The sequence below is a fragment of the Pseudomonas sp. A-R-19 genome, assembly GCF_019956575.1.
GTDB lineage: Bacteria > Pseudomonadota > Gammaproteobacteria > Pseudomonadales > Pseudomonadaceae > Aquipseudomonas.
In genome coordinates this window covers 146756-165927 of the sequence record NZ_JAHBDR010000082.1, presented here as the reverse complement: position 1 = coordinate 165927, position 19172 = coordinate 146756, and the positions used below count along the sequence as shown (strand labels likewise).

Genomic DNA, 19172 nt, shown 5'->3' with positions numbered 1-19172 from the left:
GGCATTTGTGTAAGGGCCACTGTTCCCGTGAAGCGACGATGCAGGCAAGATGAAGGTCTGCAAGTCAGAACACAGGATGCTGATCGTGACCGAAGCTTTTATTGTCGTTCAAACCGCCGAGCAAGCCGTGGATCGGCTTGCACTCTTGCACAATCGTGCAACCACCGCGTTGAGCCAGGCGCTCAAGCGCTACCTCAAGGACCGCGTCGAGCCTGATGCCGAGCAACGGGCATTGTTCCGTTATCCCGAACTGCGCCTGACCTACCTTTGCCAGGGCGAAGTTCCGCAGACCACCCGGGCCTATGCCAAGGTCCAGCTGCCGGGCACCTACAGCGTTACCGTCACCCATCCATCGGCTTTCCGTAAGTACCTGCTGGAACAGCTCGTTCCGCTGATGCACGACTTCACCGTGACCGTGGAAGTCGGTGTCAGCCAGCAGAACATCCCGTATCCATATGTGGTCGAGCAGGGCGATGAGTTGGCCGGCTCCGGCGTCACCGCTGCGGTGCTGGCGCGGGTGTTCCCGAGTACCGACCTGTCGGCCGCGACCGATGGCATTGCCGACGGTCTGTACGATTGGGAAAACACCGATCCGCTGCCCCTGGCCCTGTTCGATGCCGCGCGGGTGGACTTCTCCCTGCGCCGCCTGGTGCATTACACCGGCAGTGACTGGCGGCATGTGCAGCCGTGGATCCTGCTGACCAACTATCACCGCTACGTCGACCAGTTCATCGTCCATGGCCTGGAACAATTGCGCAGCGATCCGCGCTTCGTGCGCATGGTCCTGCCGGGCAACGTGATCATCGACAAGGGCATGGACCACGGCGAAGCCTCGGCAATTGCCGCCGGGGTGGTCTGGCACCGCTACCAGATGCCGGCCTATCACCTGATCGCCAGTGACGGCCACGGTGTGACCCTGGTCAACATCGGTGTCGGCCCGTCCAACGCCAAGAACATCACCGACCACCTGGCCGTGCTCCGTCCGCATTGCTGGCTGATGATCGGTCACTGCGGTGGCCTGCGTCAGTCGCAGACGATTGGCGATTACGTGCTGGCCCACGCCTACATGCGCCGCGATGGGATTCTCGACCGGGTCGTACCGCCGAATATTCCGATCCCAGCCCTGGCCGAAGTGCAGATGGCGCTTCAGCAAGCGGCGGCCAACATCACCGGCGAGAAGGGTGACGAACTGAAGAAGCGCCTGCGTACCGGCACCGTGCTGACCTACGACGATCGTAACTGGGAATTGCGCTGGGCCCAGGAGCGACCATTGATCAACCTGTCCCGCGCCGTGGCGGTGGACATGGAAAGCGGCACCATCGCCGCGCAAGGTTATCGCTTGCGGGTGCCGTACGGCACGTTGCTGTGCGTCTCGGACAAACCGCTGCACAGCGAAATCAAGCTGCCGGGCTCGGCCAACGCCTTCTATGAGCGCGCGGTCAGCCAGCACTTGAAGATCGGGATCGAGGCAGTGGATCTGTTGCGCACCGAGCTCAACTCGCTGCACTCGCGCAAACTGCGCAGCTTCGACGAGCCGCCGTTCCGCTAACGGTTGTCATGGTCATTTGGCGGTCAGGGCACTAGCATTAGCAGCCCTGACCGTTAGATGTTCTCTTCGCCATGTCCCGTCCTCAACGTCCCGTTTCCCGCCGCCCTGGCGCGAAACCTTCTCCCTCAGCCCCGCGTCGTGTCGCCAAGGCACCGCCGGCCGAGCCGAAACTGATCCTGTTCAACAAACCCTTCGATGTGCTGACACAGTTCAGTGACGGCGAAGGGCGCGCGACGCTCAAGGATTACATCGAAGTACCGGGAATCTATCCGGCCGGACGGCTGGACCGCGACAGCGAAGGCTTATTGCTGCTGACCAACGACGGTCAGCTTCAGGCGCGGATCGCCGACCCGAAACACAAGCTGGCCAAGACTTATTGGGTACAGGTCGAAGGCGAGCCGAGTGCCGAGCAATTGCAGCGCTTGCGTGACGGCGTTGAATTGAATGACGGCATGACCTTGCCTGCCGAGGCGCGGCAACTGGACGAACCCGAGCTGTGGCCGCGCAATCCGCCGGTGCGCTTTCGTAAAAGCGTGCCGACCAGTTGGCTGGAGTTGGTGATTCGCGAAGGGCGCAACCGCCAGGTGCGGCGCATGACGGCGGCGGTCGGGTTGCCGACCTTGCGTCTGGTGCGGGTCAGAATCGGCGACTGGACGATCGAAGGGCTCGATCAGGGCCAGTGGAAAGAAGTGCCGGCGCGCTTATAAGGCGCCGGATTCGATCAGGCCGATCACCACGCTCTTGATGATGAACGCCGCCACGCCCAGGCCCAGTACGAAGAACAGAATGAACGAGCCAAAGCGCCCGGCCTTGGACTTCTTCGCCAGATCCCAGACGATGAAACCCATGAAAATGATCAGGATCGTGACCAGACCGGTCATCATCCATTCTTCAAAAACTGCAGGATCCATCGAACATCTCCAGCGCGGGCGAGGCTAAAAGGGCGCGGGGAGTATACGCCCGGCAGGCTGCGTGCAGTATTGACCTGCGTCGGTGTGTCGCACCTGTGGCGAGGGGGCTTGCCCCCGTTGGGTTGCGCAGCAGCCCTAAAATCTGCAGGCAGGTTACACCTGACACACCGCATTTGCTGAGTTTGCGACTGCTGCGCAGCCGAACGGGGGCAAGCCCCCTCGCCACAATTAGCTGCGCAGATGAGTCAAAGGCAGTTCGGTGCTGTTCAACACCTGATTCAGCACAAAACTCGAGCGCACGCTGGTCACGCCTTCAATCCGCGTCAGATGCCCCAGCAGCAGTTTCTGGTAGTGATCCATGTCCGGCACCACGACCTTGAGCTGATAGTCGGCATCCATCCCGGTCACCAGGCTGCATTCCAGTACCTGCGGCAAGGTGCGGATGGCCTGTTCGAAATTCTCGAAACGCTCCGGCGTGTGACGGTCCATGCCGATCAGCACATAGGCGGTCAGGCTCAGGCCGAGCATCTTGCGGTCGAGCAGGGCGACCTGGCGGGAAATGTAGCCGTCGTCCTCCAGTTGCTTGACCCGTCGCGAGCACGGCGAAGGCGACAGGCCGATGCGCTCGGCCAGCTCCTGGTTGGAGATGCGTGCGTCGCGCTGCAATTCCGCCAAAATACTCAGGTCGTAACGGTCGAGCTTGCTCATCAAACGGTCCTTTGTCGTAACTATTGCTGAGGATTATGTATCCTGGGTTAAAAATTGCGCAAGTGATGTTTAATTCAGCAATCTTCGCAATCCTCTGCCAGCGCTCCCGGCCTATTCTTATCACCAGAATCACTGCTCGGACAAACAGTCCAGTGCGGCCCGCCCAATCAGGCCCGCCGCGGTCGCCACCCCCACCGGGGATGTGCCGGCCCCCGAGCTACACACTGTCCAGAAGACGGCGTGAGGTGAGCCGGCGCCACAAGCGTCGAGCCAGGACGAAGTTTTCCAAGGGGAGGCCGACGGGTCTCCCCTTTTTCTTGCGTGGAATTTGCTGCCGTGAATTAAAGAGCGGCCCTCAATAAATAAGTTGCGTGACTGATAACCTGTAGCAGAACCGGCCACGGCTTTCCCAGTCTTATGTACAGGCCCTAACCCGCAATGAGGAAAAGCATGAAATCGCGCATCTGGCGTTTGGCCGGTGTTGGTTTGCTGTGTGTCAGTGTCACTGCGCAAACGATGGCCGATGAGCCGCAAAACCATGGGCATGATGGCGGACAGCATGGCCAGGGTGGCAATCAGGGCCATGGTGGCAACAACCAGCCAGGTCCGCAAAATGCCCCGCCGCAGAATCAGCCACGTCCGCAAAATGCCCCGCCGCAGAACCAGCCACGTGTGCAAAACGCCCCACCGCAGAACCAGCCGCATGGGCAGAGCAACGACAACCGCCAGCACGAGCCCAACGGCCAGAAACAGCATCAGAACAATGGCCAGTGGCAGAACCCTCCAGCGCCGGACTTCAACAGCCGGGTTCGCTCGCCGCCACCACCGCCGCAGGCGCCAGCCACTGACATGCCGATCCAGCCTCGCCCCGACACTGTGCGCCAGACCCAGCAGCCACAGCGCGGTTACTACCAGGATCAGCCATATCGCAACAATTACAATCAGCGCTCGAACGGCTATATCGGTGCACCGACCAATGACAATCACTGGGAGGGGCGCCCGAGTGGACACGGTAACGGTTGGGGGCCAGGCCCCAGGTATCGCCCCGGCCAGGTGATCGACCGCTTTCCCGAGCGTAACTTCCGCGTGCCTTACCGTGGCATGGATTACTTCTATTCCGGTGGTTACTGGTATCGCCCGCTGGGCCCGCGTTATGAAGTGGTAGAGCCACCACGCGGGATTCGCGTCAGTTACTTGCCCGATTACGCCCAGCAGGTGTGGATCGGCGGGGCGCTGCTGTTCCTCGCGGCCGGTTCGTATTACGCCTACCAGGAGAACACTCAGGATTACGTCGTGGTCGAACCGCCGGTTGACCGGGCGCAATCGCAACCACCGGCCGCCATCAATGGCTATGACGTGGAGGCATACCCGGCCAACGGTCAGTCGCCGGAGCAGGTCAGTCGGGATGGCTACGAGTGTTATCAAGACGCGGTGCAGCAGAGTGGTTTCGATCCACGCACCGCCACCTACCAGCCAGACCCGTCGGTGGTGCAAACTTACCGACAGGCCCAGGGCAGTTGCCTGAGCAGTCGCGGTTATCAGGTGAACTACTGAGCCCGGGCGGCTTTCACCACTTCCTGCGGGTCGGCGTGCACCAGCACTTCGGCTCGCGGGTAGGCGCTGTGAATGGCGGCCGCCGCCTGGTCGCTGATGCCATGGGCAACGGATAGCGTCAGCTCCCCCGGCAATTCCAGATGCAACTGCACAAACCACTGGTTGCCGGAGATCCGCGTGCGCAGGTCATGGGCACCCAATACGCCGGGAACGCTGCATGCCAATTCCAGCATGTGCTGGCTGACATCCGGTGGCAGTTCTTCATCCATCAATACCGCAAAACTCTCCCGGGCGATCTGTACCGCGCTCCACAAGATATACGCAGCGATTCCCAGGCCAAACCAGGCATCGACCTGATCCCAGCCAAACCCGGCCAACACCAACGCGATCAGAATGCTGCCGTTGAGCAGCATGTCCGAGCGGTAGTGCAGCGAGTCGGCGCGCACCGCGTTGGAGCCGGTGGCCTTGACCACCCGATGTTGCAACATCAGCAAGGCCAGGGTCAGGGCGAGCGAGAACACAATCACCCCGATGCTGATCCACGGCGCGCCGACCGGTTCCGGATTTTTCAGCCGATCGTAGGCCTGCAACGCAATCAACACCGCACTGCCACCAATGAACAACGCCTGGGCCATGCCCGCCAATGACTCGGCCTTGCCGTGCCCGTAGCGATGATCATCGTCGGCGGGGCGCAGTGCGTAATGCACAGCCAGCAGGTTGAGCAATGAGGTGACGCCGTCGAGTACCGAGTCGGTGAGCCCGGCGAGCATGCTCACCGAGCCGCTCAGCCACCAGGCGATGGCCTTGGCGACGATCAATGTGCACGCCACTGCCACCGAGGCACGGGTCGCCAGCCGCAGCAGGCGGGCGTGTTCGGAGCTGGAGGTCATAGGGGCCATCGTTCCTTGAAGAGTCCTTTAGCGCGCAGGGATTACGCGGCGGGTTGCAGGCCGAACATCGCCAGTTGCTGGGCGCTGCCCTTGCTCTGGATCAGGCGTGGATCGTCCAGCGGGAAGCTGCGGCCCAGTTCGCTTTCCAGAATAGTCTGCAACTTGCGGTTATCGACCTTGCCGTCGGGGCCGATGGCGTCCTTGAGTTTTTGCGGGTCGACCTGGGCGGTCTTGCCCGGCTCGAAATAAATCGCGCCGGTGGCGAAGTCCACGGCAAACGCGATCAGGCCGGGGATGATGTAGAACAGCAGGCCGACGGCGTCGAGCACGGCGATGGCCGGGTCGATCTTGCCTTCGATCTGGCCACGGCGATCGGGGTAGAAGATCGAACCGCAGGCTGTCACTTGAGTCAGCAAGGTTGCGACCAGAACACCGCCAATCAGGCGAAAGGGAGCACGCATATGAAATCTCCTGGGTAATCTCGAAACGAAACGTCGTCGGTATGAATTAGGACCGTGATTAACGCCACGCAGTTCGCCGTTATACTCGCGCTGGCAGGGCGTGCCCACAGTAAATTGCGGCCGCGTCTCACCCCTACAGAGATAGTTGAGGATGGACGTTGTTTTTTTCAGTTCAACAACGCGTAACGGCTGACACTTGTAATCGGGGTTCGGCCCTCCGGGCTGAAGCTGTGGACGCGCCATGCTGCGTTGCGGAACTTGGTAAGGAAAAAACCCTTACCTGCGTCCCGCGCCTTGCCTGGCACGCCCACAGCTTCAACGCGACTCGCAATTTACTGTGGGCACGCCCTGGGGAGCCAGCATGATTTCTTTGCCGATCGATGAAGTTTTACCCGCCCTGCGTGAAGCCCTGGCTACACGCCACGAAGCCGTGCTCGAAGCACCGCCCGGCGCCGGTAAAACCACCCGCGTACCCTTGGCCTTGCTCAACGAGCCGTGGTTGGCCGGGCAGACCATCCTGATGCTCGAACCCCGCCGGCTGGCTGCGCGTGCAGCGGCGGAGCGGTTGGCCAGTGAGCTGGGGGAGAAGGTCGGCGAAACCGTGGGTTATCGCATTCGCCTCGACAGCAAGGTCGGCCCCAATACCCGCATCGAAGTGGTCACCGAAGGCATCCTCACCCGGCGCCTGCAGGATGACCCGGCGCTGGAAGGCGTGGGCCTGCTGATCTTCGACGAATTCCACGAACGTAGCCTCGACGCTGACCTGGCCTTGGCCCTGAGCCTCAATGGTCGCGAACTGTTCCGTGACGATCAGCCGCTGAAAATCCTCTTGATGTCCGCCACGCTCGAGGGCGAACGCTTGGCCGGGCTGCTCGACGACGCGCCGATCCTGCGCAGCGAAGGGCGCATGTACCCGGTGGCGATGCGCTGGGGGCGGCCGTTCCAGGCGGGTGAATTCATCGAGCCGCGTCTGGTGCAGACAATCCTGGAAGCCTTGAACGACGAGAGCGGCAGCGTGCTGGTGTTCCTGCCGGGGCAGGCTGAAATCCGCCGCGTGCATCAGCAGTTGGCGGATGCCTTGGGCGAAAACACTCAGGTTCTACTGTGCCCATTGCACGGTGAACTGGATCTCGCCGCGCAACGGGCCGCGATCGACCCGGCGCCGGCGGGCAAGCGCAAAGTGGTGCTGGCCACCAACATCGCCGAAACCAGTTTGACCATCAACGGTGTGCGCGTGGTGATCGATGCCGGGCTGGCGCGGGTGCCGCGTTTCGACCCCGGTAGCGGCATGACCCGTCTCGACACCCAGCGCATTTCCAAGGCCAGCGCGACTCAGCGTGCGGGCCGGGCCGGGCGTCTGGAGCCCGGTGTGTGTTATCGCCTGTGGTCCCAGGACCAGCACGAGCAACTGGCGGCCTATGGCAGTGCGGAAATCCTTTCGGCGGACCTCGCCGGGCTGGCCTTGCAGCTGGGGCGTTGGGGCGTTCTACCTGGGCAACTGGTGTGGCTCGACGTGCCGCCGGCCGCCGCTTATGCACAGGCCCAGGACCTGCTCGAACGCCTGGGGGCTCTGGAGGGGGAAGCATTGACCCGCCACGGTCAGGCCATGGCCGAGCTGCCGGCGCATCCGCGCATCGCTCATTTGCTGTTGCGCGGCCAGGCACTGGGGCTGGCGGACATGGCCTGCGACGTCGCTGCACTGCTCGGCGAGCGCGATATCTTGCGTGGCGCCGGGGCGGATTTGCACAGTCGGCTGGTGCTGCTGTCTGGCGAAGAACGCGCCGCACGCGGTGCCCAGGGCGGCGTGCAGCGCGCACGGCAACTGGCGCGGCAATATCGTGGTTACCTGCGCGGCAAAGCTTCGGAGCCGGTCAACGATCCGGATCATCCGCGCTGGCTCGGCGCGTTGCTGGCGCTGGCTTATCCCGACCGGGTCGCCCAACAACGGCGTGCCGGTGGCGCGGAGTATCGCTTGGCCAACGGTCGTGCCGCCCTGTTTGCCGAGGCCGATAGCCTGATGAAACAACCATGGCTGGTGATTGCCGATCTGGGCAGTCGTCAGGGGCAGCGTGAGGAGCGGATTTACCTGGCGACGGACTTCGATCCGGCGCTCTTCGATTCAGTGCTGGCCGAACAGGTGCGTTGCGTCGATCAACTGGATTGGGATGAACGCGAGGGCGTGCTGCGGGCTGAGCGCCAGCGCAAGGTCGGTGAACTGATCCTCAGCCGTGAACCGTTGACCGGTCTCGACGAAACTGCCCGTAGCCAGGCGCTGGTGAACCTGGTGCGGCGCAAAGGCCTGGAGCTGTTGCCGTGGACCCCGGAGCTGCGTCAGTGGCAGGCGCGGGTTGCCTTGTTGCGTCAATTGGACCTGGCCGGCAAGGGCGAGAGCGAGTGGCCGGATGTCAGCGACGCGGCGTTGCTCAAGAGTCTGGAGCAGTGGCTGATGCCGTATCTGGGCAAGGTTTCCCGACTCAGCCACTTTGCCAACCTGGACCTGTCGAGCATCGTCCACAACCTGCTGCCGTGGCCGCTGCCACAGCGGCTGGACGAACTGGCGCCGCATCATTTGAGCGTGCCGTCGGGCTCGTCGATTCGTCTGGATTACAGTGAGCAACCGCCGATTCTGGCGGTGCGATTGCAGGAGTTGTTCGGCCTGGCCGAAACCCCGCGCATCGCCGGGGGCCGGCAGGTGGTCAAGCTGCATCTGTTGTCCCCGGCGCGGCGACCGGTGCAGGTGACCCAGGACTTGGCGAACTTCTGGCGCAGCACCTACGCCGAGGTGAAGAAGGATTTGAAGGGACGTTACCCGAAGCACTACTGGCCGGATGATCCGCTGGTGGCGGAGGCGACTGCGCGAATCAAACCCCGTAAATAACGGTCAACACTGAACTCTGTGGCGAGGGGGCTTGCCCCCGCTGGGTCGCGAAGCGGCCCCAACTCTTCACCTGAAAAGCAGGGCCTGCTGCGCAGTCCAACGGGGGCAAGCCCCCTCGCCACAGAAGTTACTGTGGATTTTCGGATTTGGCGGTCAGCTGCTCGCGGCAATAATCGGCAAACAACTGTGCCGGCTTGGTCAGTTGCCCGCGCTTGAGCCATGCCGCCACTAGCCCGGAACCGGTGACGTCTTCGGCAATGTCCACGCACACCACTTTCTGCCCGTCGTAGGTGCACTCCGAATGCGGCTTGGTCACCAGGATCGAAAAACCGAACCCCTGGCCGACCATGCCGCGCACCATCTCGATCGATGGCGAGCTGAAGGCGATGCGTGGGGTCAGGCCCAGCTCATCGAACAGACTGACGAAATAGGTCCGGCTCGGCTGCACGTCCAGAAGAATCATCGGCTCCAGGTACAGGTCCCGCAGCGACACTTGCGCCTGCTGGGCGAAGCGGTGATCCGCCGGCAGCAGCGCGTACGGTCGTTGCGCCGGCATCAGTGGTTCGGTCTGGATGGTGCCGTCGAGGTCGTGCTCGTAGAGGATCGCCAGATCGAAGGCGCCTGAGGTCAGGCCCTGCACCAGCTCTTGTTGCTCGCCATCACGGATGCGGATTTCCACGCCCGGGTACAACGCCGAAAACCCGGCGATCAATTGCGGCAGGTACAGCGGCGCGACGGTTTCGAAACAGCCGATATCGATCTGCCCGGATACCACGTCGTTGTCGGCCAGGGCGTTCTGCTCGAACTCCTTGGCCATGCGCAGCAGTTCCTGAGCCTTGCGGTAAAAGCGTGCACCGCTGGGGGTCAATGACACGCCCTGGGCGTGATGGCGGATCAGCAGTTGCACGCCGAAACTGTCTTCCAGCCCTTTGATGGCCGTGGAGATCGAAGGCTGGGCGATGTACAGCTTGCGCGAGGCCTCGGCGACGCTGCCGCACTCGACGGTGGTGATGAAGTATTTCAGTTGACGCAGATTGTAGGCAGCCACAGCAAACCTCGGGGGAGAACGGATCAGGCATCCAGGCAATTTGCGCGCCACCCCTATCCGCTCGGGTAGCGATTTGTCGTGGTTGAACAATAACCACATGCTGCGCCGGAAGGGAGATTGGCTACGTAGTTTTTTCTTGGCCTGCGAACACATTTTTACTGGTTTTCCACCGCTCGGGCCTGAGCGACTATCCAATACACAAGAATGTCCAACGGAGCATCTGAACGTGTTCGAGCTTGAGTATTGGCAACGCAAGGCCGCTTCCCTGCGGTTTCCCGACCAAGCCGTGATCGACGGCAAGCGCCATGCGGCGCAGTCGGGGCAGACTTTTGCCGCGATCAATCCCGCCACCGGCCAATGCCTGGCCAACGTTGCCGCCTGCGGCGAAGAAGACGTGAACGTGGCGGTGCGCAATGCGCGGCAGGTCTTCGAGGCGGGTACCTGGGCTGCGCGCTCACCGAGCGAACGCAAGCAAGTACTGTTGCGCCTGGCCGACTTGATTCTCGACAACCGCGAAGAACTGGCGCTGCTCGACTCGCTGAACATGGGCAAGCCCGTCACCGATGCCTACAACATCGATGTGCCGGGCGCCGCGGGCGTGTTCCGCTGGTACGCCGAGAGCCTCGACAAACTCTACGATCAGGTCGCGCCGAGTGCGCAGAACGTGCTGGCGACCATCACCCGCGAAGCCCTCGGCGTGGTGGCGGCCGTGGTGCCGTGGAATTTCCCGCTGGACATGGCTGCGTGGAAACTCGCCCCGGCCTTGGCTTCGGGCAATTCGGTGATCCTCAAGCCGGCCGAGCAGTCGCCGTTTTCCGCTTTGCGTCTGGCTGAGCTGGCGCTTGAAGCTGGTGTGCCGGCAGGTGTGTTGAACGTTCTGCCGGGACTCGGCGAACAAACCGGCAAGGCCCTCGGCCTGCACCCGGACGTCGATTGCCTGGTGTTCACCGGCTCCACCGAGGTCGGCAAATATTTCATGCAGTACTCGGCCCAGTCGAACCTCAAGCAGGTGTGGCTGGAGTGCGGCGGCAAGAGCGCGAACCTGGTGTTCGCCGATTGCCAGGACCTGGATCTGGCCGCGCAGAAAGCCGCGTTCGGCATCTTCTTCAATCAGGGCGAAGTCTGTTCGGCCAACTCGCGGTTGCTGGTGCAGCGCTCGATCCATGACGAGTTCGTCGAGCGTCTCAAGGTCCAGGCCGAACGCTGGTTACCGGGCGATCCGCTGGACCCGTCGAGCGCCGCCGGAGCCATCGTCGACAGCCGTCAGACCGCGCGCATCATGAAGTTCATCCAGCAGGCCGAGCAGCAAGGCGCGACCCGGATCTGCGGTGGTCGGCAGTCGATCTTCAATGGCTCGGACAATTTCATCCAGCCGACGATTTTCACCGGTGTGACCCCGGACATGCCGTTGTTTCGCGATGAAGTGTTCGGCCCGGTGCTGGCCGTCACGGCGTTCGACGACGAGGCCCACGCCTTGCAATTGGCCAACGACAGCGTCTACGGTCTGGCGGCGTCACTGTGGACCGACGACCTCAACCGCGCCCACCGTGTGGCGCGGCAATTGCGGGCCGGTACGGTGTCGGTCAACAGCGTCGATGCGCTGGACGTGACCGTGCCTTTTGGCGGTGGCAAGCAGTCCGGTTTTGGCCGCGACCTGTCCCTGCATTCATTCGATAAATACACCCAGTTGAAGACCACCTGGTTTCAATTGCGCTGATAACAAAACGGAGAACTGGCGATGACCACACCACGTGAAACCCGCGACTACCAGGCCGCCGACGCTGCGCACCACATCCATGCGTTCGTCGATCAGAAAGCCCTCAACGACGAAGGGCCACGGGTGATGGTCCGTGGCGAGCGCCTGCACCTGTGGGACAACGATGGCCGCCGCTACCTCGACGGCATGTCCGGGTTGTGGTGCACCAACCTCGGTTACGGGCGCAAGGACCTGGCCCTCGCAGCAAGCCAGCAGCTGGAGCAGCTGCCGTACTACAACATGTTTTTCCACACCACCCACCCGCAGGTGATCGAGCTGTCCGAGTTGCTGTTCAGTTTGCTGCCGGGTCACTACAGCCACGCGATCTACACCAACTCCGGCTCCGAAGCCAACGAGGTGTTGATCCGCACGGTGCGTCGCTACTGGCAGGTGCTCGGTAAGCCCGAGAAGAAAATCATGATCGGCCGCTGGAACGGTTACCACGGTTCGACCCTGGCCGCGACGGCTCTGGGCGGCATGAAATTCATGCACGAAATGGGCGGCATGATTCCGGACATCGAGCACATCGACGAGCCGTACTTCTTCGCTCACGAGGGCAACCTGACCCCGGCTGAATTCGGTCTGCGCGCGGCACAGCAACTGGAAGCGAAGATCCTCGAACTGGGTGCGGACAAAGTCGCGGGCTTCATCGCTGAGCCGTTCCAGGGCGCTGGCGGAATGATCTTCCCGCCGGAAAGCTACTGGCCGGAAATCCAGCGCATCTGCCGCAAGTACGACGTGTTGCTGTGCGCCGATGAAGTGATCGGCGGCTTCGGTCGTACCGGCGAATGGTTCGCCCACGAGTACTTCGGTTTCGAGCCGGACACCCTGTCCATCGCCAAGGGCCTGACCTCGGGCTACATCCCCATGGGTGGCTTGATCCTGTCGAAGAAAATGGCCTCGGTGCTGGTGGAGCAGGGCGGCGTGTTTGCCCACGGCCTGACCTATTCCGGGCACCCGGTGGCGGCGGCGGTGGCGATTGCCAACCTCAAGGCGCTGCGTGACGAGGGCGTGGTGACGCGGGTCAAGGACGACATCGGCCCGTACCTGCAACAGTGCCTGCGCGAAGTGTTCGGCAAGCACCCGCTGGTGGGAGACATCCAGGGCACTGGCATGGTCGCGGCGCTGCAACTGGCCGAAGACAAGTCCACTCGCAAGCGTTTTGCCAACGAGAATGACATTGCCTGGCGCTGCCGTACGATTGGTTTTGAGGAGGGGGTGATCATTCGCTCGACCCTCGGCCGGATGATCATGGCGCCGGCGTTGATTGCCAGTCGCGAGGAGATCGATGAGCTGATCAGCAAGACCTTGAAAGCGCTGGATCGCACGGCGCAGGAATACGGCCGGATTTGATCTTGTAGCGTTCTCTCGGGCCTCTTCGCGAGCAAGCCCGCTCCCACATTGGATTTGTGTCTGACACGGATCCCCTGTGGGAGCGGGCTTGCTCGCGAATGCCATGGCCCATTCAACACATTTTTAACGCCTTGCACCCACCTCGGGCATCCCCGCCCACAGCGCCCTTTCGCAGTGCGCGCTAACGAGTTTTTTCATCGTTCGCATCGACATATTTCCTCATTTTCCTAATCCCGCCCTTGGGCCAACATCGATCTCGCCAGCCCGCTGAATGCTGCCCGCCGAAGGGTCCCCGAGAGACCACAGGTTGCAGCCGATTCAGGGCTCGCCGTACTGCCCATGACAAAACTAAATCAACAGCTTTGGGAGTGCTCCATGATCAAGTCCTTGCTTACACGCGTTGCCCATCCACTGGCGGTCACCGCCATCGCCGCGACGGTCGCCACCAGCGCCCAGGCCGGCACCCTGTCCATCGGTCATACCACCTGGGTCGGCTACGGCACCCTGTACCTGGCCCAGGACCTTGGCTACTTCAAGGAAAACGGTTTGACCGTCGAGTTGCCGGTGGTCGAAGAAGCGGCGATGTACATGGCCGCACAAGCGTCCGGCGAGTTGTCCGGCTCGGCGTCGACCATCGACGAGGTGCTCAAGTACCGTCCGCAATTCTGCTTCAAGGCTGTTGCAGCACTGGACGACAGCCATGGTGGCGACGGCGTGCTGGTCGGCAAGGACGTCAAGAGCCTGCAGGAGCTCAAGGGCCAGGCCGTGGCGGTGAACGAAGGGTCGACCTCGCAGTTCTGGCTGTCGTACCTGCTGAAAAAGAACGGCATGAAAATGAGTGACATCACGGTGCAGAACATGACGGCTGACGACGCTGCTACCGCGTTCATTGCCGGCCGCGTACCGGCCGCCGTGACCTGGGAACCGCACCTGTCGATGGTGCGCGACAAGCAGCAAGGCAAGGTGCTGATCGACAGCAGCAGCACACCGGGGGTGATTGTCGACGTGGTCGCACTGAACTGCACCGTCATCGAAAAACAGCCGGAAGACGTAAAGGCCCTGGTGGCCGGTTTGTACAAAGCCGTGCAGTACACCAAGGACCATCCACAGGAAGCCTACAAAATCATGGCCAAGGGTGTCGGTGGTTACCTGGCTGATCCGAAGGAACTGGAAGCGGCCGCCCAGGGCGTGCGTTTCTACGATCAGGCCATGAGCGAAAAACTGCTGGGCGCGCCGGGCAAGCCGGGTGACAGCGCGCCACTGATCAAACTGGCCAACGAGACCGCCAGTGAGCTGCAAGGCAAGCCCTACAACGTCAGCAATGATGACCTTATCGACAACCGTTTCGTAACCCCGCTCTAGGAGGCTGCATGTTCAAGCGCAATTCATGGCTGAGCCGCTGCATCACGCCAAAGACCGGTTTGCCGGTCTCGGTGATCTGGAGCGCGAGCGGCCTGGCCTGGGTGCTGTTGGTCGGCCTGTGGGCCGGCTTGTCTTACGGCGGCGTGGTGCCGGGCATGTTCCTGCCGACGCCGGGCGCGGTGGTCGAGGCCGCCGTGCGCCTGGGTCGCGACGGCACCCTCGGCCAGCACGTGTGGGCCAGCGTCGAAGTGGTGATGGTCGGTTTCATCGTGTCGTCCCTGGTGGCCGTGCCGCTGGGACTGTTGATGGGCAGCTTTCGTATCGTCCAGGCTTTCCTTGAGCCTCTGGTGAATTTCATTCGCTACCTGCCGGTGACCTCGTTCGTACCGTTGTTCATCCTGTGGATCGGTATCGGTCTGGAACAGCGGGTATCGGTGATCATCTTCGGCGTGTTTTTCCAGCAACTGGTGATGATCGCGGATGTGTCCAAAGGCATCTCCAAAGACCTGATCAATGCCTCCTACACCCTCGGCTCGAACCGCCGTGACGCGGTGCTGCATGTGATCGCCCCGGCGTCCCTGCCAGGCGTACTCGACACCCTGCGCGTGACCATGGGCTGGGCCTGGACCTACCTGGTAGTGGCCGAACTGGTCGCAGCTTCCAGTGGCCTGGGTTACCTGAGCCTCAAGGCCATGCGTGGCTTCCAGGTGGATGTGATCTTCCTGGCCATCGCGATCATCGGCCTGCTGGGCCTGGTCACCGATCAACTGTTCCGTTTCCTACGCCTGAGGATCACCGCATGGGCTCAGTAACTGCCGCCACTCATCGTTTTGTCGCCCCTCAGACTGCCCCGGTGAACGCGCCACGGCTGCAAGTGGACAAGGTCAGCCTGCGTTACAGGAAACCCGATGGCGGAACCTTTACCGCGTTGCAGGAGGTGTCGTTCGAGGTGCCCGACCAGCAGTTCGCTGTGCTGGTGGGGCCGTCGGGCTGCGGCAAGTCGAGCCTGTTGTACCTCACCGCCGGCCTGGCCGAACCGACGTCAGGGGAGATTTACGTTGGCGGCAAACAGGTGGAAGGCCCCGGCGCGGATCGCGGCATGGTGTTCCAGAGCTACACGCTGTTCCCGTGGCTGACGGTGCGGCAGAACGTCGAATTCGGCCTCAAGCGGCGCGGCATGCCGGCGGCGGAGCGCAAAGACATCGTCGATTACTACGTCAACGAAGTGGGCCTGAGCGGCTTTGCCGACAACTACGCCAAGCAGTTGTCCGGCGGCATGATGCAGCGCGTCGCCATTGCCCGCGCGCTGGCCAATGACCCGCAGATTCTGCTGATGGACGAACCCTTCGGCGCCCTCGACAGCCAGACGCGCCTGCAAATGCAGCAGTTGTTGCTGCGGGTCTGGGGCAACAGCAAGAAGACCGTATTGTTCGTGACCCACGACATCGACGAGGCGATTCTGCTCGGCGACCGGGTCTATGTGATGGGCGCCAGGCCCGGGCGGATCAAGCAGATCCTCGATGTGCCGATCGAGCGCCCACGCAACCTGGACATGGTCATGGAGCGTTCGTTCATCGAGATGAAACGCGAGATCTTCGGGCTGCTGCATGACGATCTGGAAGAGGTGCATTAAGTCAGGTTTGCACAGACCCTGTGGGAGCGGGCCTTTGTGGCGAGGGGGCTTGCCCCCGTTGGGTCGCGTAGCGGCCCCAAGATTTTCGAACACCGTGTTTACGACTGCTGCGCAGCCGAACGGGGGCAAGCCCCCTCGCCACACAAGCCAGCTCCTACAGGTTTTGGCGCTACGGCGCAGCCGGCAACAGAAACCGGCCAATCACCGGCAGGTGATCAGAGATGCGCAATGTATCGTCCTGCCGCACCATCGCCTCGACCCGTTTGATCCGCGGGCTGTAGAACAGGTAGTCAACGGTCCGGTCCGGGCCGTTCAGCCCGGGATCGTTCGGGTAGTGGGTCAGCCAGCGTTCGCGGTCGATACCACTGGCTTCGTTGTTGGTCGGGATCATCGGGTACTTGTCCCACAGGATATGCAACAGGCTGTCGGCGGAGTAGGGCGTGCGTTGCGCGTCGGGCAAACGTCGATACTGGCCTAGCGGCAACAGGTTGAAATCTCCGCCGATCAACCACGGCGTGCCACGGCTTTCGAATTTATCGAGGGCCCTGGCCACGGCGGTCACCTGATTTTGCAAGTCGTTGTCGGCTTGGCTGGCGCGGTCCAGATGGGTATTGAGCACTGCGATCTGCCCGCCATCACTCAACGGCAAATAGCTCACCAGCAAGGCGTCTCTGGGTTTGAATTGGCGGCTGAGCGGATCGCCCGAGGCGACAGGCAGTTGCCAGCGTTCGGCATGTTCGATCTGGTAGCGGCTCAGGGTTGCCAGTTGCCGGCCGACGCTGCCGAAGATGTGCGGGTTCGGTACGAAGTCAGCCTTCCAGTCGAAAGCGCTGGTGCCACAGGGATACAAGTCGGCGAGCCGTTCCTGCAGCAGTTTGAACTGGTGCTGGTAATCGCTGGCCTTGGCGCCGTCGTCCAGTTCCTGCAACAGCAGGATGTCCGGTTGTTCGTCGCGAATTACCCGCGCCACTTCGTCGAGGCTGAAGGCCATGTCTTCGGCTGTGGGGCGTTCGTCGGTACCGGCGGCCAGGTCATTCCAGAAAACGTAACGCTTTCCGGCCAGGTACTGGACGTTCCAGGTCATCACTTTCAGTGCCTGCCCGGGGACCAGGGTGGGTGCCTGGTCATTGCAACTGACGGATAACACTTCTTTGGCGTCGGGGCGCCAGGTCAGGCTGTAGATCATCACGGCGATCAGGCCGATCGCGATCAGCAGGCCCAGCAAGGTGTAGCGCAGTAGGCGGGTCATGGCTCGGCTTATTAGCGTTACAAAATTGTTCCCGAGCATACCCGAGAGCGATGGTTGCGCCCAAGGTCAGAGCGAGTTGTCATTTTTCTCAGGCTGCGGATTGATCAGCATGAACAGGCGGAACAGCACCACGCTGGTAAACAGCTGCAGGAAACTGTGCGCGCTGTCGATCAGCAGCGAGATCACCGGGTTTTGTGGTTCCGGATACACCGCCAGGGTGGCGCCCTTGAGCAGCCACAGCGGCCCCATCACGCACAGAATGCACAGCAGGATGCGCAGGAAGTGACCTTTGGTCATGCGCAGGCTTTCCTTCATGGCCGCCAGCGGCGCCAGGCCGCGCAGCACCAACAGGTATTCGCCAAATGCCAGGGTCACCATCAGGTAGATGCCCGGCAGGAAGTACAGCGACAGGCCCAGCAGAATCAGCACGGTATTGAGCGCCGTCAGCAGGGCGAAGCGCGGCCACAGGCTGGCCGACATCGCCAGCAGGTCGCGGTTGCGCGGCGACTCACCGCGGCTGCGGGCGTCGAGAAACAGAATCAGCGCGGCGGTGTACAGCGGGTACACCAGCAGGCCGACGATCACGCTGATGCCGGGGAAACTGTCCGGCTCCGTCGAGTGGTCGACCACTTGTTGCAACAGCGCCTCAAGCATCACCAGCGGCAGGCACAGCTGCACGATCTGGCCCAGATTACGCTTGAAGAAATACAGCGAGTCACGCAGGACATCTAACGGATTCATCAGTTGGTATCGCAGGTTGGAAGCAGTGGCTCACTTTAACCGATCAAGCGCCGGGGGACGCAAACGTAAACGTTCGGTAAAGGCCATTGAAACATCCTGTTTCAGCATCCATTAAGGTCGGACCCCTTATCCTCAGTGGAAAAGGGCAACGATTTCCCCCGGCAATCTATGAGGTCGCCATGAACAGCGAAGAACAAACCCTGATCGATGGACTGTTTTCCCGGCTGCAACAGGCCGAAACGGACTCAGCCCCGCGCGACGCATTGGCCGAGGCGCGGATCAAGGAACACCTGACGCGCCAGCCGGCGGCCGGTTATTTCATGACCCAGGCGATTCTGGTGCAAGAGGCGGCGATCAAGAGCCTCGATGAACAGAACAAACAACTGAGCCAGCAAGTCCAGCAGTTGCAGGCCGAGCTGCAACAGGCCAAGACCCAGGCGACCCCGGCTCCTGCGCCGAGCAGTGGTGGCTTTTTGTCGAGCATCTTTGGCGGCGCTTCCCGTGATCCACAACCGGCACCCACCCAGAGCGCACCGCCATCGAACGGCGGCTGGCGTGAACCGGGACGCTCGTCGTTCGGTGCGCAACCGCCACAGCAGAACTTCGGCGCACCGCAGCAGAACTTTCCACAGCAGGGCTATGCACCGCAGCAGCAGGCTCCGGCAGCGGCCGGTAGCGGTTTTCTTGGTGGCGCGCTGAAAACCGCCGCCGGCGTGGCAGGTGGCGTGATGCTGGCTCAAGGCATCAGCAGCCTGTTCCATCACAATCAGCAACCGGAAGTCGTCGAAGTCATCAAGGAAGAGCCGGCCCAGGTCAACGACCAGGGCAACAATGGCTGGGGCGATGACCAGCGCATGGCCGGTAATGATTCCTGGAGCAACGATCAGGGCGGGTTCAGCGACACTGACTACAGCGATGACTCGCTCTTCGGCGGCGACGACGACTCCTTCGTCTGACCCCTCTGTGGCGAGGGAGCTTGCTCCCGCTGGGGTGCGAAGCAGCCCCCTTGCTTTTGGAACCCAAAGGGCCTGCTGCGCAGTCCAACGGGAGCAAGCTCCCTCGCCACATAGCCGATTATT

17 protein-coding genes are annotated in these 19172 nt (G+C 62.1%); 10 read left to right on the top strand and 7 right to left on the bottom strand.

Annotated elements, in window-relative coordinates; all coding sequences use genetic code 11:
* The first annotated feature begins 49 nt into the window (after positions 1 to 49).
* Positions 50 to 1549: an AMP nucleosidase gene (gene amn, locus KGA88_RS23950; RefSeq protein ID WP_181432088.1), complete on the top strand. Its 1500-nt coding sequence runs from the start codon at positions 50 to 52 to the stop codon at positions 1547 to 1549.
* Between the two features lie 71 nt (positions 1550 to 1620).
* Positions 1621 to 2256 (top strand): pseudouridine synthase, encoded by a 636-nt coding sequence (locus KGA88_RS23945; protein ID WP_110660964.1) that lies wholly within the window; start codon positions 1621 to 1623, stop codon positions 2254 to 2256.
* Here the strand turns inward: KGA88_RS23945 and KGA88_RS23940 are convergent.
* Positions 2251 to 2460, bottom strand: a complete 210-nt coding sequence (locus KGA88_RS23940; RefSeq protein ID WP_007975837.1) for a DUF2788 domain-containing protein — start codon at positions 2458 to 2460, stop codon at positions 2251 to 2253. The two genes, KGA88_RS23945 and KGA88_RS23940, sit on opposite strands and share 6 nt — an antisense overlap.
* Positions 2461 to 2688: 228 nt before the next feature.
* Positions 2689 to 3168, bottom strand: coding sequence for an Lrp/AsnC family transcriptional regulator (locus KGA88_RS23935; RefSeq protein WP_056855781.1), 480 nt, complete (start codon positions 3166 to 3168; stop codon positions 2689 to 2691).
* 450 nt (positions 3169 to 3618) lie between these two features.
* Here KGA88_RS23935 and KGA88_RS23930 point away from each other — a divergent pair, with 450 nt between their 5' ends.
* The gene (locus KGA88_RS23930; RefSeq protein ID WP_223594674.1) at positions 3619 to 4722 is read left to right on the top strand and encodes a DUF6515 family protein; all 1104 of its coding nucleotides are present in this window, start codon (positions 3619 to 3621) and stop codon (positions 4720 to 4722) included.
* On the opposite strand, the gene KGA88_RS23925 is transcribed toward KGA88_RS23930, so the two are convergent.
* Both KGA88_RS23925 and KGA88_RS23920 read right to left on the bottom strand, forming a co-directional pair.
* Positions 4716 to 5612, bottom strand: a complete 897-nt coding sequence (locus tag KGA88_RS23925) for a cation diffusion facilitator family transporter (RefSeq protein ID WP_110663005.1) — start codon at positions 5610 to 5612, stop codon at positions 4716 to 4718. The two genes, KGA88_RS23930 and KGA88_RS23925, sit on opposite strands and share 7 nt — an antisense overlap.
* Before the next feature lie 41 nt (positions 5613 to 5653).
* The gene (locus KGA88_RS23920; protein WP_103396525.1) at positions 5654 to 6073 is read right to left on the bottom strand and encodes a polyribonucleotide nucleotidyltransferase; all 420 of its coding nucleotides are present in this window, start codon (positions 6071 to 6073) and stop codon (positions 5654 to 5656) included.
* A 361-nt stretch (positions 6074 to 6434) separates the two neighbouring features.
* Here KGA88_RS23920 and hrpB point away from each other — a divergent pair, with 361 nt between their 5' ends.
* Positions 6435 to 8951, top strand: coding sequence for an ATP-dependent helicase HrpB (gene hrpB, locus KGA88_RS23915; protein ID WP_223594673.1), 2517 nt, complete (start codon positions 6435 to 6437; stop codon positions 8949 to 8951).
* A 127-nt stretch (positions 8952 to 9078) separates the two neighbouring features.
* On the opposite strand, the gene KGA88_RS23910 is transcribed toward hrpB, so the two are convergent.
* Positions 9079 to 9999 carry a LysR family transcriptional regulator gene (locus KGA88_RS23910; RefSeq protein ID WP_110661173.1) on the bottom strand — a complete coding sequence of 307 codons (921 nt, stop codon included), beginning with the start codon at positions 9997 to 9999 and terminating at the stop codon, positions 9079 to 9081.
* 226 nt (positions 10000 to 10225) lie between these two features.
* Here KGA88_RS23910 and KGA88_RS23905 point away from each other — a divergent pair, with 226 nt between their 5' ends.
* The 5 genes from KGA88_RS23905 to KGA88_RS23885 all read left to right on the top strand — a co-directional run bounded on the left by KGA88_RS23905 (position 10226) and on the right by KGA88_RS23885 (position 16103).
* Positions 10226 to 11716, top strand: coding sequence for an aldehyde dehydrogenase (locus KGA88_RS23905; protein ID WP_223594669.1), 1491 nt, complete (start codon positions 10226 to 10228; stop codon positions 11714 to 11716).
* Between the two features lie 21 nt (positions 11717 to 11737).
* Entirely contained in the window at positions 11738 to 13108 is a 1371-nt protein-coding gene (locus KGA88_RS23900) for an aspartate aminotransferase family protein (protein WP_110661171.1), read from the top strand.
* A gap of 375 nt (positions 13109 to 13483) precedes the next feature.
* On the top strand, positions 13484 to 14470 hold the full coding sequence (locus tag KGA88_RS23895; protein ID WP_057400544.1) for an ABC transporter substrate-binding protein: 987 nt from the start codon (positions 13484 to 13486) through the stop codon (positions 14468 to 14470).
* 8 nt (positions 14471 to 14478) lie between these two features.
* Positions 14479 to 15282: an ABC transporter permease gene (locus tag KGA88_RS23890; protein WP_007990681.1), complete on the top strand. Its 804-nt coding sequence runs from the start codon at positions 14479 to 14481 to the stop codon at positions 15280 to 15282.
* Positions 15270 to 16103, top strand: coding sequence for an ABC transporter ATP-binding protein (locus tag KGA88_RS23885; RefSeq protein ID WP_223594668.1), 834 nt, complete (start codon positions 15270 to 15272; stop codon positions 16101 to 16103). The genes KGA88_RS23890 and KGA88_RS23885 overlap by 13 nt, the downstream gene beginning before the upstream one ends.
* Before the next feature lie 169 nt (positions 16104 to 16272).
* On the opposite strand, the gene KGA88_RS23880 is transcribed toward KGA88_RS23885, so the two are convergent.
* Together KGA88_RS23880 and KGA88_RS23875 are read right to left on the bottom strand one after the other, a co-directional pair.
* On the bottom strand, positions 16273 to 17352 hold the full coding sequence (locus KGA88_RS23880; protein WP_223594667.1) for an endonuclease/exonuclease/phosphatase family protein: 1080 nt from the start codon (positions 17350 to 17352) through the stop codon (positions 16273 to 16275).
* 66 nt (positions 17353 to 17418) lie between these two features.
* The gene (locus KGA88_RS23875) at positions 17419 to 18093 is read right to left on the bottom strand and encodes a YciC family protein (RefSeq protein WP_223594666.1); all 675 of its coding nucleotides are present in this window, start codon (positions 18091 to 18093) and stop codon (positions 17419 to 17421) included.
* 179 nt (positions 18094 to 18272) lie between these two features.
* Here KGA88_RS23875 and KGA88_RS23870 point away from each other — a divergent pair, with 179 nt between their 5' ends.
* Entirely contained in the window at positions 18273 to 19049 is a 777-nt protein-coding gene (locus KGA88_RS23870; RefSeq protein WP_223594665.1) for a DUF2076 domain-containing protein, read from the top strand.
* Positions 19050 to 19172 lie beyond the last annotated feature (123 nt).